The organism is Thermotoga sp., from assembly GCF_021162145.1.
Taxonomy (GTDB): Bacteria; Thermotogota; Thermotogae; order Thermotogales; family Thermotogaceae; genus Thermotoga.
This window is the reverse complement of record NZ_JAGGZH010000042.1, coordinates 1-22,479: the sequence shown is the minus strand read 5'-3', so window position 1 is coordinate 22,479 and position 22,479 is coordinate 1. Positions and strand designations below refer to the sequence as shown.

Annotated in this window: 24 protein-coding genes and 5 tRNA genes; 7 read left to right on the top strand and 22 right to left on the bottom strand. The window is 47.2% G+C overall.

Going from position 1 to position 22,479, the window contains the following annotated elements; all coding sequences use genetic code 11:
• Positions 1-52 precede the first annotated feature (52 nt).
• From rplL to J7K79_RS03400, 12 genes are all read right to left on the bottom strand, one after another.
• The gene (rplL, locus tag J7K79_RS03455) at positions 53-436 is read right to left on the bottom strand and encodes a 50S ribosomal protein L7/L12 (RefSeq protein ID WP_296905206.1); all 384 of its coding nucleotides are present in this window, start codon (positions 434-436) and stop codon (positions 53-55) included.
• 16 nt (positions 437-452) lie between these two features.
• Entirely contained in the window at positions 453-992 is a 540-nt protein-coding gene (gene rplJ / locus J7K79_RS03450) for a 50S ribosomal protein L10 (protein ID WP_296905204.1), read from the bottom strand.
• Positions 993-1,129: 137 nt separating this feature from the next.
• Positions 1,130-1,831, bottom strand: coding sequence for a 50S ribosomal protein L1 (gene rplA, locus J7K79_RS03445; protein ID WP_296905202.1), 702 nt, complete (start codon positions 1,829-1,831; stop codon positions 1,130-1,132).
• A 23-nt stretch (positions 1,832-1,854) separates the two neighbouring features.
• A complete protein-coding gene (gene rplK, locus J7K79_RS03440; protein WP_296905199.1) occupies positions 1,855-2,280 on the bottom strand; it encodes a 50S ribosomal protein L11 in 426 nt (141 codons plus the stop codon).
• 51 nt (positions 2,281-2,331) lie between these two features.
• Positions 2,332-3,393 (bottom strand): transcription termination/antitermination protein NusG, encoded by a 1,062-nt coding sequence (gene nusG, locus J7K79_RS03435; RefSeq protein ID WP_296905197.1) that lies wholly within the window; start codon positions 3,391-3,393, stop codon positions 2,332-2,334.
• 11 nt (positions 3,394-3,404) lie between these two features.
• On the bottom strand, positions 3,405-3,602 hold the full coding sequence (secE, locus tag J7K79_RS03430; protein ID WP_296905195.1) for a preprotein translocase subunit SecE: 198 nt from the start codon (positions 3,600-3,602) through the stop codon (positions 3,405-3,407).
• A 26-nt stretch (positions 3,603-3,628) separates the two neighbouring features.
• Positions 3,629-3,704: transfer RNA gene (locus tag J7K79_RS03425), tRNA-Trp, on the bottom strand.
• A gap of 4 nt (positions 3,705-3,708) precedes the next feature.
• Positions 3,709-3,858, bottom strand: a complete 150-nt coding sequence (gene rpmG / locus J7K79_RS03420) for a 50S ribosomal protein L33 (protein ID WP_081434630.1) — start codon at positions 3,856-3,858, stop codon at positions 3,709-3,711.
• 27 nt (positions 3,859-3,885) lie between these two features.
• A tRNA-Tyr gene (locus J7K79_RS03415) sits at positions 3,886-3,972 on the bottom strand.
• 14 nt (positions 3,973-3,986) lie between these two features.
• A tRNA-Thr gene (locus J7K79_RS03410) sits at positions 3,987-4,062 on the bottom strand.
• Between the two features lie 25 nt (positions 4,063-4,087).
• Positions 4,088-4,160 (bottom strand) — tRNA-Met (locus J7K79_RS03405).
• Positions 4,161-4,276: 116 nt separating this feature from the next.
• Positions 4,277-4,352, bottom strand: a tRNA-Met gene (locus J7K79_RS03400).
• Positions 4,353-4,407: 55 nt separating this feature from the next.
• Between J7K79_RS03400 and J7K79_RS03395 the strand changes: the two genes are divergently transcribed.
• From J7K79_RS03395 to J7K79_RS03365, 7 genes are all read left to right on the top strand, one after another.
• Positions 4,408-4,560, top strand: a complete 153-nt coding sequence (locus J7K79_RS03395; protein WP_296905191.1) for a hypothetical protein — start codon at positions 4,408-4,410, stop codon at positions 4,558-4,560.
• Positions 4,561-4,622: 62 nt separating this feature from the next.
• Complete coding sequence (gene thyX / locus J7K79_RS03390; protein WP_296905189.1) at positions 4,623-5,279, top strand: FAD-dependent thymidylate synthase; 657 nt, start codon at positions 4,623-4,625, stop codon at positions 5,277-5,279.
• Entirely contained in the window at positions 5,276-7,417 is a 2,142-nt protein-coding gene (locus J7K79_RS03385) for an outer membrane protein assembly factor (RefSeq protein ID WP_296905187.1), read from the top strand. The genes thyX and J7K79_RS03385 overlap by 4 nt, the downstream gene beginning before the upstream one ends.
• Before the next feature lie 11 nt (positions 7,418-7,428).
• The gene (gene purK, locus J7K79_RS03380; RefSeq protein WP_296905185.1) at positions 7,429-8,571 is read left to right on the top strand and encodes a 5-(carboxyamino)imidazole ribonucleotide synthase; all 1,143 of its coding nucleotides are present in this window, start codon (positions 7,429-7,431) and stop codon (positions 8,569-8,571) included.
• Positions 8,559-9,068 (top strand): 5-(carboxyamino)imidazole ribonucleotide mutase, encoded by a 510-nt coding sequence (purE, locus tag J7K79_RS03375; protein ID WP_296905182.1) that lies wholly within the window; start codon positions 8,559-8,561, stop codon positions 9,066-9,068. The genes purK and purE overlap by 13 nt, the downstream gene beginning before the upstream one ends.
• Positions 9,069-9,181: 113 nt before the next feature.
• Complete coding sequence (hydF, locus tag J7K79_RS03370) at positions 9,182-10,396, top strand: [FeFe] hydrogenase H-cluster maturation GTPase HydF (protein ID WP_296905180.1); 1,215 nt, start codon at positions 9,182-9,184, stop codon at positions 10,394-10,396.
• Positions 10,393-11,769, top strand: a complete 1,377-nt coding sequence (locus J7K79_RS03365) for an aspartate ammonia-lyase (protein ID WP_296905178.1) — start codon at positions 10,393-10,395, stop codon at positions 11,767-11,769. Before hydF ends, J7K79_RS03365 begins: the two co-directional genes overlap by 4 nt.
• On the opposite strand, the gene J7K79_RS03360 is transcribed toward J7K79_RS03365, so the two are convergent.
• From J7K79_RS03360 to J7K79_RS03315, 10 genes are all read right to left on the bottom strand, one after another.
• Positions 11,757-13,187: a gluconokinase gene (locus J7K79_RS03360; protein WP_296905176.1), complete on the bottom strand. Its 1,431-nt coding sequence runs from the start codon at positions 13,185-13,187 to the stop codon at positions 11,757-11,759. The two genes, J7K79_RS03365 and J7K79_RS03360, sit on opposite strands and share 13 nt — an antisense overlap.
• Positions 13,184-14,467 (bottom strand): lactate racemase domain-containing protein, encoded by a 1,284-nt coding sequence (locus tag J7K79_RS03355; protein ID WP_296905174.1) that lies wholly within the window; start codon positions 14,465-14,467, stop codon positions 13,184-13,186. Before J7K79_RS03355 ends, J7K79_RS03360 begins: the two co-directional genes overlap by 4 nt.
• A gap of 12 nt (positions 14,468-14,479) precedes the next feature.
• The gene (locus tag J7K79_RS03350) at positions 14,480-15,247 is read right to left on the bottom strand and encodes an SDR family oxidoreductase (RefSeq protein WP_296905172.1); all 768 of its coding nucleotides are present in this window, start codon (positions 15,245-15,247) and stop codon (positions 14,480-14,482) included.
• On the bottom strand, positions 15,240-16,685 hold the full coding sequence (locus J7K79_RS03345) for a tagaturonate epimerase family protein (protein ID WP_296905170.1): 1,446 nt from the start codon (positions 16,683-16,685) through the stop codon (positions 15,240-15,242). Before J7K79_RS03345 ends, J7K79_RS03350 begins: the two co-directional genes overlap by 8 nt.
• Positions 16,686-16,689: 4 nt before the next feature.
• Positions 16,690-17,334: a GntR family transcriptional regulator gene (locus J7K79_RS03340; RefSeq protein ID WP_296905168.1), complete on the bottom strand. Its 645-nt coding sequence runs from the start codon at positions 17,332-17,334 to the stop codon at positions 16,690-16,692.
• Positions 17,331-18,740 (bottom strand): NADP-dependent phosphogluconate dehydrogenase, encoded by a 1,410-nt coding sequence (gndA, locus tag J7K79_RS03335; protein ID WP_296905166.1) that lies wholly within the window; start codon positions 18,738-18,740, stop codon positions 17,331-17,333. Before gndA ends, J7K79_RS03340 begins: the two co-directional genes overlap by 4 nt.
• A gap of 86 nt (positions 18,741-18,826) precedes the next feature.
• Positions 18,827-19,594: a TRAP transporter large permease gene (locus J7K79_RS03330; protein ID WP_296905164.1), complete on the bottom strand. Its 768-nt coding sequence runs from the start codon at positions 19,592-19,594 to the stop codon at positions 18,827-18,829.
• Positions 19,595-19,837: 243 nt separating this feature from the next.
• Entirely contained in the window at positions 19,838-20,590 is a 753-nt protein-coding gene (locus J7K79_RS03325; RefSeq protein ID WP_296905162.1) for an ATP-binding cassette domain-containing protein, read from the bottom strand.
• On the bottom strand, positions 20,587-21,567 hold the full coding sequence (locus J7K79_RS03320) for an ABC transporter permease (RefSeq protein WP_296905160.1): 981 nt from the start codon (positions 21,565-21,567) through the stop codon (positions 20,587-20,589). The genes J7K79_RS03325 and J7K79_RS03320 overlap by 4 nt, the downstream gene beginning before the upstream one ends.
• 54 nt (positions 21,568-21,621) lie before the next feature.
• Positions 21,622-22,479: sugar ABC transporter substrate-binding protein (locus tag J7K79_RS03315; RefSeq protein ID WP_296905158.1), on the bottom strand; the 858-nt coding region annotated here is incomplete at its 5' end.

Genomic DNA, 22,479 nt, shown 5'->3' with positions numbered 1-22,479 from the left:
ACCGGCAAGGGGCGGTACAGGGTTGCAACATACTTTTTTCACAAACGAAAATTTACTTCAATTCCACCTCTGCTCCAACTTCCTCGAGTTTCTTCTTGAGTTCCTCGGCTTCTTCTTTGGAAACACCGCTTTTGATGACAGCATCTGGTGTTCCAGCCTTCTCGACAAGGTCCTTTGCCTCTTTCAGGCCGAGTCCTGTGATCTCCCTCACAACCTTGATCACCTGAACCTTGTTCTGGCCAAAGCTCTTCAAAACCACATCGAATTCCGTCTTTTCTTCCTGAGCGGCTCCAGCGGCTCCGGCAGCCGGCGCAGCGGCAACTGCCACGGGAGCGGCGGCCGTCACACCGAATTTGTCTTCCAATTTTTTAACGAGTTCTGCGAGCTCTGAAACCGTCAATTTCTCGATAGCTTCAACGATCTCGTCAATCGTCATCTCCACACACCTCCAATCATTCAGATTTTTTCTCTTTAACGGCATTGAGCACAAGCACAAGGTTTCTCAAGAGACCACTCAGTACGAAGACAAGACCAGATATCGGTGCCTTCACACGACCAACGAGCATGGCGTAGAGCTCTTCCCTGGATGGGAGCTTGGCGATTTTTTCTACTTCTTCCGAAGAGAACTTCCTTCCCTCAAGAAAACCACCCTTCAGTTTTGAAAAGTCTGCGTTTTTCTCTTTGTAGAAGTTGTAGATGATCTTTACCGCTTCCACAGGATCGCCATCGGTGACATAGAGAACGGCAGTGGGACCTTTGAGAAATTCCTCGTATTCCTCATACCCTGCGCTCTTCAAGGAAAGATTCAGGAGTGTGTTTTTCACAACTTTGAATCTGGCACCGCTGTTGTACTTCTCCCTCAGCCTGGAGCGGAGCTCTGTGAGGTCAGCAACGGTAAAACCAGAAAAGTCTGCGAACAGCACTAGAGATGTCTCCTTGAATATCTCGGTCATCTCTTTTACTATTGCTTCTTTTTGTTGTCTGGTCAGCAACGAATTCACCTCCCAAAAAAATTTTGTGGACCCCGGAGGGTCCACAAAAAAGGCCTTGATGCCTTTTCGGGACGCCTCCGGCAGGATCTTTAACCCGAAGAGGGCCCTGCCATCTACGGCGTCGAGCGACTATTGTCTTACTCCTTCAGAACGCTCTGGAGGTTCAACTTTATCCCTGGCCCCATTGTAGAAGAGAGAACCACTTTCTTTATGAACTGTCCCTTTACACCAGCAGGTTTCATCTGCATGATCTGTTTGATAGCAGACATGACGTTTTCTTTGATCTTTTCGTTCTCGAAACTTCTCTTTCCCACCGGTATGTGAATGTTTCCCGTTTTATCCGTTCTGACCTCGATTCTTCCTTTTTTGAACTCCTTAACGGTTTCTGCTACTTCGTTCGCCACGGTTCCAGACTTCGGTGAGGGCATCAATCCCCTTGGCCCCAGAATCTTTCCGAGCCTACCGATTATCCTCATCATATCCGGAGTTGCTATCGCCACGTCGAAATCGAGGAATCCTTCCTTTTCTATCTTCTCCACCAGATCTTCTGCTCCCACGTAATCTGCTCCTGCTTCCTGTGCCTCTTTTGCTTTCTCACCCCTTGCAAACACGAGGACCTTCACTTCTTTTCCTGTTCCATGAGGAAGGACAATGGTGCCTCTCACATGCTGATCAGGCCTTCTGTAATCTATCCCCGTCTGAATGTGAAGCTCTATTGTCTCATCGAACTTCGCAGTGGCTGTCTTTTTGACAAGCTCCACCGCTTCGTCCAGATTGTAGTACTTCGTACGATCTACCAGCTTTTTCACTTCCAGGTACCTTTTGGAGTGCTTCGGCATTACGCCTCCTCCTTTCCATCATATCAGTCTACCACTTCTATTCCCATACTCTTAGCTGTTCCTTCTATGATCCTCATAGCCGCTTCGAGATTGTTGGCGTTCAGGTCTGGCATCTTTATCTTTGCAATCTCTTCGATTTGTTTCCTCGTCACCTTTCCAACAATCTTCCTCTTCGCCTCGGAGGATCCCTTCTCTATGCTCGCTGCCCTTTTTAGAAGGAAAGAGGCAGGTGGTGTTTTGATGATGAAAGTGAACGACTTGTCCTCGTACACCGTGATGACGACAGGGAGAATCATACCGGCTTTATCCGCCGTCTGCGCATTGAATCTCTTGCAGAACTCCATGATGTTCACACCGTGCTGCCCCAAAGCAGGTCCCACAGGAGGTGCCGGTGTAGCTTTACCTGCTGGTAGTTGCAACTTGATCTGAGCCACCACTTTCTTCGCCATGTTTCCAAACCTCCTTATACGTGGTACGGAAAATTCCTCCCACGTTTTCTCTCACTCGATCTTCTCCACCTCGGAAACGTGGAGCACGACAGGTGTTTCTCTTCCGAAAATGGTCACGTTAACTTTCAGCTCTTGTCTTTCTGGATCTATCTCTTTTATAACGCCGGCAAAATCTTCGAATGGGCCACTTATTATCTTCACCGTATCTCCCACTTTGAAACCTATTTCCACCTTGATCAGCTTCTTCTTCTCTTCGTACTCTTCAAGACCAGCCAGCCTCAGAATAGGTCTTATCTCCTTGTCCTTAACGGGAATAGGTTGTCCACCGGAACTTACAAAACCCATAACGTAAGGTACGGAGCGAACGAAATTGTACGCCTCATCGTTCATGATCATCTCTACGAAAACGTAGCCTGGAAAGAGTTTCCTCTTCTTTGTCCTGTAAATCCTGATCTCCTTTCTCGTGGGGTAATCGACAACCTCAACCCTTCCAGAGACCTTTGCGAAAAACTTCCTTGCCTCTGCGAGCATTTCTCCCTGCTTTATCTCCTTCCCTTTTCTTATCCTTGCTCTATCGAACACGTCCTTTGGTATGTAGTAAACGTCCTGTTCTCCCTCTGGTGTTTGGACAACAACCTTTTTCATACGTTCTGTCTCAACAATCCTTCCATCGAGTTCACAGATATACTCCTCGTTCCTGGAAAGAGGTAGCCCCTGTTTCACTTTCGTGCCCACCTTCAAACCCGTTTCAATCCCGGCCGACTCAGGTATATAGTACGTTTTTGTGTACTTCCTATCGATGGTCTCTATCACCATTTTCCTCACGTTCTTCACTTCGACGATCACGCCATTTCGCCTAACGTAGACGGGAGGTTCCTCGGCGATGAGATCTCCTTTATTCACATCCTTACCGTTGCCAACATGCAACTTGGCTCTGGGAGAAAGGATGATCCTTTCAGAGGGGCTGGTGGCATCCAAAACTACTTCCTCAGGAATCACTATCCGATCGACAAGATTCCTGATGCCCGTGGCTTCTATTTTTCTTTCGATGTTTTCCTTAACCTTTTCTTCGTACCCTGACATGGTGATTATTATGTACCACTTTTTCTTCATCACTCATCACCTTATCCTATACCGAGTGCTTTGAAGATAGCACTAACCACACCAGAAAATATGAAATCCAGCACAAAAAAATAAAGTCCTGTGACGATCAAAATCACGAGTACGACACTGAAAGAAGTAAAAAGCTCCCTTTGGGAAGGCCAGGAAACCTTCTTTGCCTCAGCGATTACTTCTCTGAAAAATCTTCGAAGCTTTTCCACCTTTCATGCCCCCTCAAATCATAAAATGGCAGGGCCGGCAGGACTCGAACCCGCAACCACCGGTTTTGGAGACCGGCGCTCTACCAGTTGAGCTACGGCCCTGCAATTATGCTTTAGTTTCAGTATGGACAGTGTGAGAGTTGCATTTCGGACAGTACTTCCTCAACTCAAGCTTTGCTCTTTTGTCCTTGTTCTTCGTAGTGTAGTAATTCTTGTTTCCACATTTGGAACATTTCAGGGCTACCAGCACTCGCATGTCGTTTCACCCTTTCTCAAAAAGATCTGGTGGTGGGGGGAGGATTTGAACCTCCGAAGGCATTCTGCCAGCGGATTTACAGTCCGCCCCCTTTGGCCACTCGGGCACCCCACCACTGAAGATTCCTTTGGAGCCAGCGGTGGGACTCGAACCCACAACCTACTGATTACAAATCAGTCGCTCTACCAATTGAGCTACGCTGGCTCTATTCTTTTTTCAATGGCCTCTATGGCGGCGGTGGGACTCGAACCCACGACACGGTGATTATGAATCACCCGCTCTCGCCACTGAGCTACGCCGCCTGGGACCGTTCAATAATTTTACTATCACACTCTTTCCTTGTCAACCTCGTTCACACTTGAGAATTTTGAAAGGTGTGTTAAAATAATAAGGAGAGCAATGCTCTCCTTTCCAAGTCTGGTGGGCTCGGGAGGATTCGAACCCCCGACCACCCGGTTATGAGCCGGGCGCTCTGCCAGCTGAGCTACGAGCCCATACCGCACTAGATTATATTCTAACACATCCCTCTTGTCAAGGAGTGTGATCGGCATGAAGAGAGATCCTGTCAAGGAAATGCTTGTAAAATACCCGAGGATTCTCGTGATAAAGGCCGCTTTGAAAATACTGAAGGACGGTAATAAGATAGACAGAGAGCGGATCGAAAAAACCATTGTCAGGATCATGACGAAAAAAGAGGGCTGAGGGAACTCAGCCCTCTTATGATAGTATTAATCAGAGGAACCTTCACACGGGGAGGATCGATCATGAAAATTCCCGTCCTCGATAAGGGTTTTGTCGAACTAGTGGATGTCATGGGAAACGATCTTTCAGCGGTTCGAGCTGCACGGGTTTCCTTCAATATGAAGCTGAAAGACGAAGAAAAAGACAGACATCTCGTTGAGTACCTCATGAAGCACGGTCATGAATCCCCCTTCGAGCACATCGTGTTCACCTTTCATGTGAAGGCTCCCATATTCGTTGCAAGGCAATGGTTCAGACACAGGATAGCGTCTTACAACGAATTGAGCGGTAGATATTCAAAACTCTCTCACGAATTCTACATACCCCCTCTCCAGCGTTTTGGGCCGTCCAAAATCGATCCGGAAAAGGCTATTGAAAAGATATCACACATAGTGAATGAGGCTTATCAAACTTACATGGAGCTGCTTGAATCTGGAGTTCCAAGGGAAGTTGCCAGAATAGTACTTCCCTTGAATCTCTACACGCGCTTTTACTGGACCGTGAACGCACGTAGTCTTATGAACTTTCTGAACCTGAGAGCAGATTCACATGCACAATGGGAGATTCAACAGTACGCCCTGGCCATCGCAAGGATCTTCAAGGAAAAATGTCCCTGGACGTTCGAGGCCTTCATCAAACATGCCTACAGCGGAGATTTGTTGAAGGAGGTACGGGTATGAAGAGAAAAGTGCTGACACTACTGGCTCTGACACTCCTGACTGTCTCTTCCATAGCGGTCTACATATCCGAAGTGAAATTCGAGGGGCTGAGCACTCTTACACCAGAGTTCATCGTAAAGAAAGTTGGAAAGCTGTTTGGAGAAGTCACATCAGAAGAAATCCAGGAATATCTCAAAAAGGTCTTCGAGCTGGGATACTTTTCCTCCCTTACCCCCTCTCTGGAATCATCGGACGTGGGATACAGACTCGTTGTGTTGTTGAAAGAGAACCCCGTAGTCAGGGACTGGAGGCTTGAGGTGGAAGGACCTGGTCTGGTCGACCGAAAAGAACTCGAAAAACTCGTGAAAATCGAAAAGGACATGCCGCTGAATACGAACTTCCTGAAGGAGACCTTCGAGGCGATTAGAAGCAGGTACCAGGAAGCGGGATACTTCCTTGTGGAGATAAACGGGAACTTCGAGAACGGAACTTACAAGATCGTTGTGAAAGAGTACGCTCTCTGGGATATCGTGTTCAACGGTGAGACGGATGGTCTAGATATTGTCTCTATTCTCTCGAAGGCGGGTATAAAGACCCTGAGGGACTACTACTCTTCCTCCCCTCTGGTCAGATTCTTCACGATGAGCAAGAAAGACTTCTATCCCACCCTTTCGGAAGTAAACAAGCTCATCTCCGTTCTGAACTCCTATCCCTTTTTCTCCCAGGAAACGTCCGTGGACTTTAAGAAAACAACAGTGAAAGACATCACTGAGAAGAACGTTGTGATCATGATCGTCAAGGTGGTTCAGAGAAAGATATTTGAAGGTCAAAAAGCGTTCAAAGAGATCGTCTTTCACGGAAACACGATCTTTACGGATCAGGAACTACTTCGCGTGTCCGGGCTTTCCACAGGTGAGACTTACACGAACTCCCAGATTCTTCTCGCCATGAACAGGGTGGTGGATTTTTACGACAAGAACAACTACCCATACATCTGGGTAGAAACGGAAGTGGAAGATGACAGGCTCGTATTCAACGTCTACGAAAAGTACGTTCGCTCAGTCAAGATAGAAGGTCTGAAGAGAACCAGACCGTACGTGGTGGAGAATCTGATCACCATAGAGGAAGGGGAACCGCTCAACAAAGAAGAAATCATGCTCACATATTCCTACCTGCAGAACAGCAGATATTTCGACGCTGTTAACATCTATCCGCAACTTTCTGCGACGGCAACCCAGGTGGACGTGGTGATTGACCTGAAAGAGGCTGAAAAGACCAGAAACTTCATTGGGGGTCTTGGTTGGACCATGCCAAAAGAGGGTGAGTGGTGGCAGGGATTCTCCGGAACCGCTCAGCTCTCTGCCGTGAACTCCTTTGGATACGGAGAGTCATTCTCACTGGACTTGAACCTCGGGTTCACCGAAAGGAGTGTTGAAGGAAGAGTCAAACTCCCTACCAAACTGGAAGTTCCGATGAATTTCGAACTTGGAATCGGCTACACAGACTACGCCACTTCTAGTGGAACGGACACTGTCAGTCTTAAAGGGATCGTATCCACTCTCCCGTACAAGGGACACTCCTTCGGTGTGGGAGCTCTGTACGAAAAGACACTTCTTGAGGGAAGCAAGGGCACTCTTGCGGCGCTTTTCAGATACAAATACAACACGAGGAATTCTGCAATAATACCAACAAAAGGGTACTATCTATCGCTCGATCTGACGCGTGCGGGTCTCTTCGGACTGGACGACCAGAAATACTGGAAAGGGATTCTGATCGGCGAGGCGTACTATCCGATCTTTGAAAGCCTGTACTGGAGCTTCAAAGGAACAGGTGGTATGGTCTACAACGAGATTGGAACGGAGCTTCTTGAAGTATCTGGACCCTACGCGGTGCGCGGTTATAACTACTTCGAAACCGAAAAGATGTTCAAATTTTCAGCCGATCTGAACTGGATCCTTCAGAGAGAGAACGTGCCGGTTGTGACTGGTCTGTTCTTTGACCACGGTGGTATCGAGGAAGGCGGAAGTATGAACCTTCTCTCTTCCGCAGGGGTGAAGCTTGATCTCGTCATACCACTCCTTGGAAGTGTGGAGGTCGGCGGTGCCTATAGGTTCAACGAGAAAAACTGGCAGTTCTACTTCTTCATGGGAAGCTGGTAAGGAGGGAGGCGATGAAAAAGATCGGCATCATCGGTGGTGGACAACTCGGGAAGATGATGACGCTGGAAGCGAAGAAGATGGGGTTTTACGTGACAGTACTCGATCCCACTCCGAGGAGTCCCGCAGGACAGGTGGCGGACGAGCAGGTGGTGGCGGGGTTCTTCGACTCAGAAAAGATAGAAGAGCTGGTGAAAAACTCGGACGTCACCACTTACGATCTTGAACACATAGACGTTCAAACGTTGAAAAGACTCTACGATGAGGGCTACAGGATACATCCTTCTCCATACATTCTGGAAATCATCCAAGACAAGTTTGCCCAGAAGGAGTTTCTGAGGAAAAAGGGCATTCCTGTTCCCAGATACAAGCTGGTGAAAGATTTAAAAAGCGACGTTGAAGATTTCGACTTTCCTGTCGTTCAGAAGGCAAGAAGGGGAGGATACGACGGCAGGGGTGTGTTCGTTATAAGAAGTGAAAAAGACCTGGAAAATGCCATATACGGTGACACTTACCTCGAAGAGTTCGTCGAGATAGATAAAGAACTCGCTGTCATGGTGGCAAGAAACGAGAAAGGAGAAATAGCGTGCTACCCTGTGGTGGAGATGTACTTCGATGAGGAAGCAAACATCTGTGACGCAGTGATAGCACCAGCAAGGATAGAAGAAAAACACGCAAAAAGAGGACAGGAGATAGCAAGAAGCATCGTGGAAGCCTTCGAAGGTGTGGGAATCTTTGGGATCGAGATGTTTCTCACAAGGAGCGGTGAAATCCTAGTCAACGAGATCGCACCACGCCCGCACAACTCCGGTCACTACACCATAGAAGCGTGCGTAACAAGTCAGTTCGAACAGCACATAAGGGCAATTATGAACCTGCCTCTGGGTTCTGTGAAACTTCTCACTCCCGCTGTGATGGTAAACTTGCTCGGTGAGAGGAATCACAGTGGAAGACCCACCCTCATCGGCTTGGAAGAGGCCCTGGCCATAAGAGGCCTTTCACTCCATTTCTACGGAAAGAAGGAAACAAGGCCATACAGAAAGATGGGGCACTTCACCGTGGTGGACGAGGACGTTGAAAATGCCCTCAAGAAGGCCTTGAAAACCAAGAAGATTCTGAAGGTCGTATCGGAGGAGGGAATGGTGTGCCAAAAGTAGGGATCATCATGGGGAGTGACTCTGATCTTCCTGTAATGAAGCAAGCAGCGGAGATCCTCGAAGAGTTCGGGATAGACTACGAAATCACGATCGTTTCTGCCCACAGAACTCCGAATCGCATGTTCGAGTACGCGAAAAGTGCCGAGGAGCGCGGTATAGAGGTCATCATCGCAGGCGCAGGAGGAGCAGCGCACCTTCCCGGAATGGTCGCAAGCATCACACACCTTCCCGTGATAGGTGTTCCCATCAAGACTTCCACACTGAACGGTCTTGATTCTCTTTTCTCCATTGTTCAGATGCCAGGGGGAGTTCCCGTCGCCACCGTTGCCATAAACAACGCGAAGAATGCCGGTATACTTGCAGCGTCCATTCTTGGAATCAAGTATCCAGAAATCGCCCAGAAGGTGAAGGACTACAAAGAAAAAATGAAGCAAGAGGTTCTAGAAAAAGCAAGAAAACTTGAAAAGATGGGATACAGAGAGTATTTGAATTCGTGATAAAATTAACTTGGAAGAACCTGTCCCACCTGAGGTGGAGGGTATCCGGCACCGAGGGGGGAGTATGCCCCTTCGGTCGCGTGAAGGGGATTTTTCTTTATCGAGGTGATGGCATGAAACTGCCCGATTCTGGATTCAGAAGGTACATAGTGGTTGCTGGAAGACGGAACGTTGGGAAATCTTCGTTCATGAATGCCCTCGTTGGGCAGAATGTGTCCATTGTGAGCAACCATGCGGGAACAACGACCGATCCTGTCTACAAATCTATGGAACTTTTCCCGATCGGCCCTGTCACACTCGTGGACACCCCTGGTCTTGACGATGTTGGTGAACTCGGAAGGCTCAGGGTAGAAAGAGCAAGAAGAGTGTTCTACAGAGCAGACTGCGGCATACTCGTCACAGACGGAGCCCCCACCCCTTATGAGGACGACGTTGCAAACCTTTTCAGGGAGATGGAGATACCCTTCGTAGTTGTGATAAACAAGCTCGACATTTTGAAAGAAAAAGCCATGGAATTGAAAAGACTCTACGAGGATCGATACAGAACAAAGGTGCTGCTCGTCTCGGCCCTGCAGAAGAAGGGCTTCGAGGAGATAGGAAAGAATCTTTCTGAGATTCTTCCAAACGACGAGGAAATTCCCTACCTTGGTGATTTGATAGACGGTGGGGATCTCGTGATACTGGTTGTTCCCATAGACCTTGGAGCACCCAAGGGAAGGCTCATCATGCCGCAGGTACACGCAATAAGGGAAGCACTGGACAGGGAGGCCATCGCCATTGTTGTAAAGGAAAGGGAGCTCAGATACGTGATGGAGAACATCGGAATGAAGCCAAGGCTTGTGATCACAGATTCTCAGGCTGTCATGAAGGTCGTCTCCGATATCCCGGATGACGTAGAGCTCACCACTTTCTCGATAGTGGAATCACGCTACCGCGGAGATCTTTCCTATTTTGTGGAGAGTGTGAAGAAAATAGAAGAACTGAAAGATGGAGACACGGTTGTCATCATGGAAGGTTGCACTCACAGACCTCTTACCGAGGACATCGGAAGGGTGAAGATTCCAAGGTGGCTTGTGAACCACACGGGTGCCCAACTCAACTTCAAGGTCATAGCTGGAAAAGACTTTCCAGATCTTGAGGAAATAGAAGGCGCAAAACTCATCATCCATTGTGGAGGATGTGTCCTGAATCGTGCGGCGATGATGAGAAGAGTGAGGATGTCGAAGAGACTTGGCATCCCGATGACGAACTACGGTGTTACGATCTCCTATCTTCACGGAGCGCTTGAAAGGGCGATTCGTCCATTCAGAGAGGAAGTGAAGGTGTGAGAAAGGAAAAGGACTACCTCGGAGAGCTGGAGATAGAGGATGACGCTTACTACGGAATACACACTAAAAGAGCCTTGATGAACTTCCCTTCTACAGGGGAGAAGCTGGAAGAAACCTTCGTCTGGGCTTATTTTATGGTGAAAAAGGCTTGTGCCTTGCTCAACATGGAACTTGGCTATCTGGACGGGCAAATAGGAGACGCCATCGTCAGGGCGTGTGACGAGTGGAACACGCTGAAAGAACACGTGGTGGTGGACCCACTCTCAGGTGGAGCTGGAACTTCAATAAACATGAACATAAACGAGGTGATAGCGAACAGGGCAACAGAGATACTCGGTGGAAAGAAAGGAGAGTATCTGGTCGATCCCATAGACCATGTGAACCTACACCAGTCAACGAATGATACCTTCCCAACGAGCGCGAAAATCGCTGTTATCGTGAAACTGAGAAAACTCATAGACGCGGTGATAAATCTTCAGGAAAGGATCCAGGAAAAGGAAAAGGAGTTCTATTCGATCAGAAAACCAGGAAGAACTCAACTCATGGATGGCCCACCGATCATGCTGGGTCAGGAGTTCGGTGCTTTCGCTGATGCCCTCGCAAGGGATAGGTGGAGGCTTCACAAAGTCGAAGAGAGAATAAGAAGCGTAAACATTGGAGGTACTGCCATAGGAACAGGAGTCGGGGCACCAAAAGATTATATCCTGAAGATCGTGGAGAAGGTGAGAGAAGTAACGGGTGTAAAGATCGCCAAAGCGGAAAACCTCATAGACGCAACTCAAAACTGGGACGTCATCGCGGAGGTCCATGGTCTTCTCAAATCTCTCGCTGTGAATCTCTACAAGATCGCGAATGACATCAGACTCTTGGGAAGTGGTCCAAGCACGGCGATTGGCGAACTTATCCTACCAGCGGTTCAGGCAGGAAGTTCCATCATGCCAGGAAAAGTAAACCCAGTTGTTCCTGAGTACGTGATGCAGCTATGTCATATGATTTTCGGACACGACATGGTGCTGAACCACGCGTGTGCTCTTGGAAACCTTGAACTCAACCAATTTGCCCCCCTCATCGTCCACCTCACACTCAAATCCCTCACGTTTCTCACAAACGCCTGCAACATACTGGCAGGGTACGTCACAAGAATAAAAGCGAACAAGGAGCGGTGTGAGGAACATCTTTTGAGTTCTGTATCGAACCTCACACCGCTGATAAAGCTGTTTGGTTACGAAGCCGTCTCAGAAGCGGTGAAAAGGGCAAACTGGGATATCAAGAAGGCCTTGGAGACACTCTCGAAAGAACAGAACATGCCTCTCGAGGAGATGATGAAAAAGCTCGATCTGAGGAAGATGACTGGCCTTGGCTACTCCCTGTAAAAGTAATCCACAAGTTTTTCGTAGAGATACCGGTAATCTTCGTAGAGCTTTTCGTACTGGAAATTTTTCCCCGGATCGTGACGGAAGACCTTCTTCGTTCCCAGCTCATGCTCAAGAAAGCCCGTTACGTCTTCCCCCAGAGACTTCAGAGCCATCACGTAAGCGCCGAAGGCCGAAGGATTCTCCACGCTCGTAACCGTGATGCTTTTTCCCAGCACATCTGAGAGAAGCTGAACCCAATAGGGTGAGCTGGTGAAACCTCCTGTTGCAACGATCCGAACAGGATCCACGTCTCCCACTCTTTTCACCGCGTTGTATATGTCCTTTATCCTGAAACAGATCCCTTCCAGCGCAGCTCGTGCGATGTCGCTCTTCCTATGGGAGGAAGTGAGCCCCACCAGAACTCCCCTGTACCTTTCTCTCCAGTGTGGTGCCCTTTCTCCGTTGAGGAAGGGAAGAAAAACGAGGCCGTTTGCCCCAATCGGGGACTTCTTGGCTTCCTCTATGATCTCCTCGTAGCCGTCGAACTTCATAACGTCCTTCAACCACATCAACACAATTCCACCGTTGTTTATCGCTCCTCCGAGCACATAATTTTGCTCATCGATCAGGTAGCACCACGTGGAGATGCCTTCTTGATCTATCACAGGTCTATCCAGAACCACACGGAACGCACCGCTTGTTCCGATCGTTACGGTGGCAGAGTTCGGATCCATCGCGTTCGCTCCTACATTCGTCATCACACCATCTCCACCGCCGAGGACAAAGTACGCTTCTTTATACCCCAGTTCTTTTGCTACCTCGTTTTTCATCTTCACCCGAGTGTAAGGTGAGGCAAGTTCTGGTAGCATTTCTCTTTCCACGCCTGCGATGCTGAGTATCTCCTCATCCCAGTCCAGAGTATGCACGTTCATCATTCCGGTTCCGGAAGCAAGGGAAAGTTCTTCCACGAACCTTCCTGTCAGCTTTTTCACAACGTAAGACTTTATGGAGCAAAACTTCCTTGCATTCGAGTTTCTCTTCATCCAGAGTATCTTGGAAGGCCAGTACATAGGATGAAGAGGACATGCTGTTCTCTCATAGAAAAACCTTGTACCGTATTTTTTCTCGAGTTCCTCTTTTTCTCTGAAAGATCTTCTATCTGCCCAGTTCAGAAGGGGTGTGACGGGGTCAAAATCTTCATCGAGCCCAACCACGCTGTGAAAAACAGAGCTCATACCGACATGCAAAACATTTCCTTCCTTTGGGATCTGCTTCAAAAGGCTGTAAACGGCTGACAAGATCTCTTCTGGGTCCTGCTCCACTGCCTCTGGAGAGGGAAAAGAGATTCTGTAGGATTTCTTCAGAACTTTCCACTCACCGTTGAACTTGAACACGAGGCGAGCGCTCTCTGTTCCAATATCGATGGCTGCTATCATCCTTTCCTCTCCCTCAAATCGTAAAGATATTTCCCGCCGGGTTCTATCCAGAGAGAATCTTCGTCCATGAAATCCTCTTTTCTGACCTTTGAAGGATCCATGTAGCCCAGGTTTACAACCTTGCATTCGTCTTCGGGAATGGACGTTGCCAGGATCACGTCGAATTCGAACTCCTCCTTCCCTGTCTCTGGATCGAACGTTCCCGCTCCCCTCACGTTGATCACGTGCGCCGCAACGTTCTTGTTGAAATCGGGATGCCTTTTCAGATACCACTTCACATAGTCTTTACAGTGATATCCGATTTCCCTGATCCATTTGTCCATCTGCGGGTTGGAGTGGAATTTTTTTATATGAGGTGCATAGATGATGATCTGGCCTCCTTTGGCCATCACACCGGGTCTTTGGAGTTTGTAAGAACCCTTCCCGGCCGTCCAGACTTCGTCGTATTCTTCTCCGATCACCTGAACAGCTCTTTTGAGAGGGCGGTCTATGTACTTCACATGTAATGTCGAGCTGAGCTCACACGCTTTTTCGTACGCTCTCAAAAAGCCCTCATATCCCTCATCGATATAGAGTGCCCTCGGGATCACCTCTTCTTCTTCCTCATAGACCATGTTCAGGGTGAAGGATCTTGATTTGATCTTCTGGAAGATCATCTCTGAAGCACGATTTATGATCTTTCGTGCGGGATTGTCCACTGTACCTATGAGTTTCGGGATACCCATGAGTACAGCAGCCCAGTGGAACGTGTCCACCACCTCGGGACTCGCTATTCCTGGAATGACGATCTTCAATCCACCTGAAAAACCCGTTGATTCGTGAGGAACGGTACCGTTTATGAAGAAGATCGCATCGAAATCTTCAAAGAGAAGCCTGTTCACCTTTATTGGTATCTCTTCCCTCAGATCTCCTTCGGTCATTTCGGAGACAAAATCGGCTGGAAGCACTCCAACGAGTCCTAGTGCTTTCGGATTGAAGAACTCGTGGTTGTGGAAGAAAACTCCCTTGTCATTTCTTGAGAGCCCCAGTTTTTTTTCGAACTCCTCCACTTTCATTGCCCTGTGCGTGCCGCTTGCGTTGAGCGTGTGAAACTCCTCCATACCTTTTTCCGAGAGCAACTTGTAGAGATTTTTTGCAATCAGGTGGGTGAAATCCACACGGGTGTAATCTGTGTGGACAACCAAGACTTTTTTCACCTTTCCCAGGTCGTTTACAAGTTTTGCAAGTCCTTCCTTTATTTTCTCTTCGGTTAGCGGATTTCCTTCCAAATACACCATCATACTCTCACTCCTTCAGTTTGCAGTCCATCCACCGTCCACGAAGATAATCTGTCCCGTCACATATCGAGCTTCTTCAGAAGCAAGGAAAACGGCCACACCTTTCAGATCTTCTGGGACACCCGTTCTACCAAGGGGAATCCTCTTGAGCATGTAATCCAGTTTCTCCGGATCGCTGAAAACCGCCTCTGTCATCCTTGTCCTGTACCAGCCGGGAGCGATGGCGTTCACCCGGATGCCGTACTTTCCCCATTCTTTCGCCAGGGCCTTTGTCAGAGAGGCAACTCCTCCTTTCGAAGCAGCGTATGCAGCGATGTTCGGCATCGTGACCTCCTCCACGGTGAGAGAACCGATGTTTATGATCGAGGGATTATCTGACTTTTTGAGAAGACGAAAGGCCTCTCTGCACACGTAATAAGTCCCAAGAAGATTCACCTCTATCACCTGTCTGAACTCATCTATGGGAAACTCCTCCGCCGGGTGCCTTCTGTTTATTCCCGCCGCGTTGACCACCACATCGAGCTTTTCGAACTCTTTTTCTATAGTGTTCATCAAGCTTTCCACTTCTTCGTAATTCGACACATCACATTGGTAAGCCACCGCTTTCACTCCGTAATCTCTCTTCAGTCTCTGTGCTGCTTTCGAGGTCTCTGAAAGGTTTCTGCTTGTAACGATCACCGAACAGCCAGCCTCTGCCAGTCCCTGAGCGATACCAAATCCCAGACCACGGGAGCCGCCGGTTACAAGAGCCACTTTTCCCTTAAGATCGAACAACTCAATCACCCCTCAAAAGATCCACGTGTCTTTTTATGTGGCTTGCCACAGTTTCGTAGAATAGTTCTTCGTTCTGGCTCAGTGTTTCAAATATTTTTCCTTTCAGGGACTCATCTTTGAGGACGGAACCGTACGTAACATGGATCAACTGCCTCACGTTGGTATCTTTGAAGAGTTCTGGAAGATCTTCATCCCTCACTCCTTCTACATCTGGAACCTTTGAAAGATCGGCAGATATGTGGTAGGATCTTCTATCCTCTTCGAAATGATCGAGGGCGCACCTGTAGATCTCACGGAAGAGCGCGGGATTGACCATCGAGATCACTTTTATCGCTTCAAGGTAGCTCGTTCCAGCCGTTTTCACATGGAAAAGACCGTCCGTCGCAGAAGAGAAGGCCGGATAAACGGAGAACTTGTCACTTCCGGAGTGTAAAGACAACTTGTAGCCTTCGAACATCCTCGCAATCTCGGCGTGCATCTTGATCTCTTTCTCGAACAGCCCAAGGTCTCCTTTGTAATCGATCCCTTTTTCCCACTCACCGATGAACCTCAGGGCAAGGTTGGTGAATTCCACATCTCGTCGCCTGAGCTCTTCCACAACGAAGATATGGAACAGTGGGCTGGTAGGTGTTTCCGTCTCGTCAACGGAAACCTCGAAGTCGAAATCTGAGGTTTCTTCTTTCAAAATTTGATACATCATATCTACGTGAGCGATCGCATCGTAATACACCAGAGCAGCATCCCTCAGATTTCTTTCATCGAACTCCAGTCTTTCACCAAGGACGGAGTACTTTTTTCCAAGGTAAATCTTGTCGATTCGCTCTTTCCTCAGTATCTCTTCAAATATCTCGTTCTTCTCTCTCTCACTGAGTTTTGAGAGGTTTCTCACATGGTCCGAAGGATCGACCGTGAACATGGAAAAACCTTCTCTTGCAGCTGCAACAAGATCCTCAGGATTTTTCACATGATCCGCATCCGCTCCAAACCTTTCTGTGTATCCCTCCTGGAACACTCCCCAAGTTGCGTCGTCAAGTACGTTTCTCCATATTCTCCCCGTTCTTTCGTTTTCTCTCACAGACTGCTGGGCAAAAACGGGAAACAAACCAGAACCCCTCAGTGCCCTCACGTGGGCAGGTGTTGTGATACCGAGTCTGTCTCCTGTTCCAAAGGATGGTTTCAATCCTGCTCGGATGGGTTTCAGATCGGGAAAGATTCCCCTTAATATCTCAAGATTTTCATGGTTTGGTTTGCAGAAGAAGAACTCCTTTCCGTTCACGCGATGCTTTTTGAAAAACGAAAATCTTGGTACATTTTGTCCCACGACAACAAGGACCTTCCCTTCTTCGCCCTTTGCCAAGAAAAAGGAGAGACCCTCTTTTTCTCTGTAAGATTTCTCGTATACGGTGTATCCCCTTCCGAAGTGTTCGTTGAAAACCTGCAAAACCATACTTTCACCCTCTTTCGTACGCGTACAGGTTCTTTATGGTTTCCATCTCCACGTTTCTCAGGTGCTCTTTCAATTTCTCAATAGCGCCTTCTCTGTCACCACGCAGGATATTCTCTATGAGCTCTTTGTGCTCCCTGTTCGAGACGATGTATCTCTCATTCAAATGCCTCACAAGATCTATACGGTCCCATATCTTCTCGTACAGAGAGATAATGAGCTCGTTTCCGGATGCTTTGATGAAAAGTTTGTGGAGCCTCTCATCAGAGTCATCGAACAGATCTCTTTTCAAACTTTTTTCAACGTTTTCTATCTCTTCTTTTATGTCCAGAAGTTCCTGGAATCGGGCGACGCTTTCGAAGTAATTTTCAAGACAGAAAACTTCCATCATGATCCTCGTTTCTATCGTTTCTCTTATGAACTTCTCATCAACCTCTGTAACGAAGAACCCAACCCTTGGAACCACCTTCACAAGACCTTCAGAAGCCAGCTGGAGGAGAGCATCCCTCACCGGTGTGAAGCTTATTCCAAGTTTCTCAGAAAGCTCTCTCACGTTGAGCTTTTCTCCCAGTTTCAACTCGTGATTCAGTATCATTCTTTTAAGGAGGTTGTAGACCTTCGTTCTCACAAGATCCACTTCGATCTTTTTCATTCTATCTCTCCTTCCTCCCAGTTGATGTGGAACACACCCTCTTTGTCCACTCTTTCGAACGTGTGTGCTCCGAAGAAATCTCTTTGAGCCTGAATGAGGTTTGCAGGGAGCCTTTCTTCCGTCAGACTCATGAAATAGTTGTAAGCGGAGCTCAGAACGGGAACCGGCATCTCACTGTCTATCGCCATCTTCAGAACCCTCTTCAGGGAGTCTACGCGATCTTTCAGAAGAGAGATCACGTCTTCATTCTCCAAAAAGTAAGGGTTGTCACTGGACACGTATTTCCTCAATGTGTCTATCAACTTCGCTCTTATGATACATCCTCCCTTCCATATTCTCAGCACTTCGGAAAGGTTTATTCCGTAACCGAACTCTCTCGATGCTTCCGTGATCAACCACATTCCCTGAGAAAACGCTGTAAGCATGGAGAAATAAAGTGCGCTTTCGAGGTCTTTCAACAGTTCACTTTTTCCCCGTGAAGGGTTTCTTCTTTTATTATACAGTTTTGAAAGCTTCACTCTTTTCTCTTTGAAATGGGAGATTATCCTTTCAACCACGGCCAGGTTTATGGAGGGAGTGGGAATTCCAAGGTCGAGAGCTGCCTGAGACGACCACTTTCCAGTTCCCTTTTGCTCTGCTTTGTCCAGTATCATGTCAACCATCGGTTTTCCCGTCTCTTCGTCCTTTTTTCTCAAGATCTTGTATGTGATCTCCACGAGGAAAGAGTTGAGCTCTCCAGAGTTCCACTCTTCGAAGACACCAGACATCTCATCAGGAGAAAGGTTCAGAACATTTCTCATAATGTGATAGATTTCCGCTATCGATTGCATGATGACGTATTCTATCCCGTTGTGGACCATTTTCACGAAGTGACCAGCAGACCTTTCACCAACGTAAGTGCAACAGGGTCCGTCCTCCGTCTTTGCGGCGATCTTCAGAAGAACTTCCTCAACCAAACCGTACGCCTCTCTGCTCCCACCGGGCATAAGAGAAGGTCCATGAAGGGCTCCATACTCACCACCCGAGACTCCCATCCCAAGAAAAAAGAATCCCTTTTCGGTGAGATCCTTGAAACGTCTTTCTGTATCCAGATAGTGAGAATTTCCACCGTCTATAATCAAATCTTCCGACTCAAGATAGGGAAGAAGCTGAGAAATAGTATCGTCAACAGGTTTTCCTGCTTTCACCATCAGGATGATCTTTCTTGGCCTTTCAAGAGACCCCACAAACTCTTTTATACTGTAATGAGGCTCTATTTCTTCGTTTTTTACCCGACTCTTTACGAACTCTTCTGTTCTTCGCGCTGTTCTGTTGAAAACAGAAACTTTGTAGCCCTTTCTTGCAATATTCAAAGCAAGATTCTGTCCCATCACCGCAAGACCTATAAGACCAATGTTGGATTTCATGGGTATCACCTCCTAGGATGTGTGATAATTCCTAGCTGAAGCTAATACTTTAATCTGCTATCTGGCTGCTAGATTTTCATGATCTTTCAGCCACTGAATTTGCTACCCAGGAACATGGTAAACCATGGGACGTAGGTTACAAGTAGCAGCACGACTATCATAGCTATATAAAACGGCCAGATTGCTTTCATAACTTTTTCTATGGTTGTCTTCCCTACAGCGCATCCTACAAACAAGGTATTACCAACCGGTGGTGTACACAGGCCAATTGAGAGATTCAAAAGCAAGATGATACCGAATTGTATGGGTGACCATCCCAGTTGCGTGACTATTGGCAGCAAAATAGGAGTGACTATAAGTATCAAAGGAGCCATGTCCATGATCATCCCCAAAACCAAGAGCACGCCATTAATCAATAGCATTAGAAGATACTTATTATCGGTTATTTGGAGAAGTTCATGCGCAACAGTGTACGGTATTCTCAAATACGCCATAATGTAACTGAAAGCGGAGGCATTGGCTATTAAAAACAACACTTGTGCGATTGTTAGAGTAGCGTTCTTAAAAACAGTCACCAAACTTTTGAGATCCAAGCTCCTATAAACAAACAGGGTTATCACCATGGCGTATACTACAGCAACCACTGATGCCTCGGTGGCTGTGAATATACCAGCAACGATTCCTACTATGATGATGACAGCTACCAGAAGACCAAGGATTGAGTCTCTAGCAATTCGAAGAGCCTCTTTCAAAGGTACTTTCTCTGCTCTGGGATAATTCTTTTTTCTGGCGATTATGTAAACCACAATCATTTGAGCAATGCCGACCATTATTCCTGGAATGTATCCTGCCATAAAATAAGGACCTTGCCCATGAATTTCAAAGCTTCGACTGTGGGATACCTTCTGCATGGTCTTTTGCTGCTTTTAGAGTGACTGCATCATAAGATATGTGATGTTTTAAGCGTCACCGAGTATGATTGTACCACAAAATGATAACACAAGAAATGAAACAAAAAGATTTCAATAATCGCTGTTAAAGAAAGATGATCAAAAATATCCGGAATATCCGGGTATAATCTGTAATGCTCAGGACATTCAACGAGACATCGTTCCAACGGACGAGGCAGCGATGATTTCCATGATCTTTTCAGGGGTGGTTTCTGTTTTCTCAAGATCGCCAATCTTTTCTCCCTTTTCTAACAATACAAATCTGTCGGCCACTTCATAGACATGATAGATATTGTGAGTTATGAAGATGACTGCTATTCCTCTTCTCTTGGCTTCGAGTATATGCTCCAGCACCCTCTGAGTCTCTCCAACCGAGAGAGCAGCGGTGGGTTCGTCGAGTATCAACAATTTGGCACCGAAATGAATGGCCCTTGCAATTGCTATCGCTTGTCTTTCACCGCCAGATAGGAAGGCAACTGTTTCATCAGGGGATCTCACGAATATTCCTACATCTTTCAGAGCCCCTACAGTGATTTTCTTCATCCTTTTAACATCCAGTGTTCCGAAGGGACCTTTCACAATCTCGCGCCCCAGAAAGAAATTCCTCCAGATAGGCATCAAATTGACCAAAGCAAGGTCCTGGTACACCGTTTCTATACCAAGCCTTCGGGAATCCCAAGGTGACTTGAAAGCAACTCTTTTTCCCTCAAAATATATTTCTCCTTCATCCGGCTGATAGTACCCGACAAGTATCTTGATCAACGTTGACTTTCCTGCCCCATTGTCTCCAAGTAAACCCACTATTTCATTCCTTCTCACCCAAAAGTCTACACCCTTTAAAGCTTGAACCCCCCCAAAGCTTTTTCTAATGCCACGCATTTCTACAAGGAATTCGCTCATCCTGCCACCTTCTTTCTTATCCTGGCGTTTATTATAGCGGCAACTATTAAAATAACACCTATAAAGGCTCTATACCAGTAAGCTGGAGCCCCCGCCAGAACCAGACCACTTCGAACCATCCCTATCATAAATGCCCCTATGAAGGTCCCCAGGACACTTCCGAATCCTCCTGACAGAAGGGTACCACCGATTACAGCGGAAGCTATGGCTTCGAGTTCCATTCCCTGCCCCAGCGTGGGATCAACTATCTTGAATCTCCCAAATGTGGTAATTCCAGCCAACCCTGCTAAAAGACTGCTGATGACAAAATTAACAATTTTCACTCTGTCCGTTGGTATTCCCAAGGCTTTCGCCGCACCAAGGTTACCACCCGTTGCAAAGACCCAGTTTCCATAGCAAGTCCTCTCAAGTATTATCCAGAAAACAACAGCCAGAACTATGAACCAAACCCCTGAATACCTCAAACCACCCACTATTCTGCCTCCGAATACGTTAAGAACTTCGCTGCTTCTTTCAAGCATTATGGGAAATCCGCCGGTAACGGCTAAAAGAATCCCTCTCCAGAACATCATAGTCCCAAGAGTGGTGATGAACGAAGGAATGCCTGTTTTCAGTGTGACGATACCGTTCAACAATCCTAAAGATGCTCCCAAAAGCAGCGATATTATCAAAGCTATGCCGTCGGGTTGCCCTTTGTTTATAAGTATCGCCATAACCATTGGTACCACAGCGTACACAGAACCCACAGAAAGATCGAATTCCCCCGATATCATGAGGAGGGTAATGCCAATAGCAACTATCCCTAACTCCGAAGCCATAGTAAAAATTGAAGCAAGGTTATCTATGCTCAAGAACCGATCCGATAAAACAGAAAACAGAATGAAAAAGACCACTATCCCTACGATTGCCCCCAATTCTTTCATGAGAGGAAACCTGATCATCAACGACTTAGAACCAGAGTGACTAACGTTTATCATGATTTTCTCCCCCTTGACGGACAATACCGGGGGGAGGAACCCCCGTGAATCGGATTATCTGTAACCCTCCCTGACCGTTTTTTCTACAACGTCCACATTGCTCTTGTCAACAATAGAAGGACCGGTGAGTACCTTCTCACGTGGTATGAGACCATATTCCTTGTAAAGGTAAAGAAACACGACGGGTAGATAACCCTGGAGATACTGCTGCTGGTCTATGGTGAAAAGCACAGTACCATCTTTTATAGCTTCTATGACCTTGGTTGTAAGGTCCATGGCTCCTATCTTTACTTTTCCTTTTAAACCTTCCTCTTCAACAAGTTGAATGGCAGGATGCGCTCCCAATGGCCCAAGAGTGAAAATGGCATCAGTATCGGGATGCTTCATGAGGTAACTCTTCATAATGCTCAGCGCTTTCGTGGGGTCTGTTGTGATGTCGAGCTTTTCAACGGGAATGTTCTTTTCGGAGAGAACGTCCATAATACCCTTTGCTCTTGCTTCCAAACCAGCGTGTCCAGGCTCGTGAATGGCAATAACGGCTCTTTTTGGAGTGAACTCTTGTAACATTCTTCTGGCAGCATAAACTCCTGCCAGATATTCATCCATGCCGACGTAAACTAGGTACGGTATGGCTTCCTCAGGTGACCTTGTGTCTGGCACGTTTATCGCCACCACCGGAATACCCATTTTTATGGCTTTTCTCAGAGGTTCATCCAAAGCCACGGGATTGGTTATTGTGACAATTAAACCGTCAGGCTTCCTGGCGATAGCACTGTTTACAAGATCGATGAACTCTTTCAAAGAATATTTCTCTGGCCCAAGGTAAACCGTCTCTACTCCATACTTTTCGCCAGCATCCCTTAAACCTTTCATAACTACTGCCCAGAACGGATCAGCAGGTCCTCCATGCGA

Coding starts and splice junctions, on each gene's coding strand:
- rplL (WP_296905206.1), bottom strand. CDS start 436: ATGACGATTGACGAGATCGTTGAAGCTATCGAGAAATTGACGGTTTCA.
- rplA (WP_296905202.1), bottom strand. CDS start 1,831: ATGCCGAAGCACTCCAAAAGGTACCTGGAAGTGAAAAAGCTGGTAGAT.
- rplK (WP_296905199.1), bottom strand. CDS start 2,280: ATGGCGAAGAAAGTGGTGGCTCAGATCAAGTTGCAACTACCAGCAGGT.
- nusG (WP_296905197.1), bottom strand. CDS start 3,393: ATGAAGAAAAAGTGGTACATAATAATCACCATGTCAGGGTACGAAGAA.
- rpmG (WP_081434630.1), bottom strand. CDS start 3,858: ATGCGAGTGCTGGTAGCCCTGAAATGTTCCAAATGTGGAAACAAGAAT.
- J7K79_RS03395 (WP_296905191.1), top strand. CDS start 4,408: ATGAAGAGAGATCCTGTCAAGGAAATGCTTGTAAAATACCCGAGGATT.
- thyX (WP_296905189.1), top strand. CDS start 4,623: ATGAAAATTCCCGTCCTCGATAAGGGTTTTGTCGAACTAGTGGATGTC.
- J7K79_RS03385 (WP_296905187.1), top strand. CDS start 5,276: ATGAAGAGAAAAGTGCTGACACTACTGGCTCTGACACTCCTGACTGTC.
- purK (WP_296905185.1), top strand. CDS start 7,429: ATGAAAAAGATCGGCATCATCGGTGGTGGACAACTCGGGAAGATGATG.
- hydF (WP_296905180.1), top strand. CDS start 9,182: ATGAAACTGCCCGATTCTGGATTCAGAAGGTACATAGTGGTTGCTGGA.
- J7K79_RS03360 (WP_296905176.1), bottom strand. CDS start 13,187: ATGATAGCAGCCATCGATATTGGAACAGAGAGCGCTCGCCTCGTGTTC.
- J7K79_RS03355 (WP_296905174.1), bottom strand. CDS start 14,467: ATGATGGTGTATTTGGAAGGAAATCCGCTAACCGAAGAGAAAATAAAG.
- J7K79_RS03345 (WP_296905170.1), bottom strand. CDS start 16,685: ATGGTTTTGCAGGTTTTCAACGAACACTTCGGAAGGGGATACACCGTA.
- J7K79_RS03340 (WP_296905168.1), bottom strand. CDS start 17,334: ATGAAAAAGATCGAAGTGGATCTTGTGAGAACGAAGGTCTACAACCTC.
- gndA (WP_296905166.1), bottom strand. CDS start 18,740: ATGAAATCCAACATTGGTCTTATAGGTCTTGCGGTGATGGGACAGAAT.
- J7K79_RS03330 (WP_296905164.1), bottom strand. CDS start 19,594: ATGGCAGGATACATTCCAGGAATAATGGTCGGCATTGCTCAAATGATT.
- J7K79_RS03325 (WP_296905162.1), bottom strand. CDS start 20,590: ATGAGCGAATTCCTTGTAGAAATGCGTGGCATTAGAAAAAGCTTTGGG.
- J7K79_RS03320 (WP_296905160.1), bottom strand. CDS start 21,567: ATGATAAACGTTAGTCACTCTGGTTCTAAGTCGTTGATGATCAGGTTT.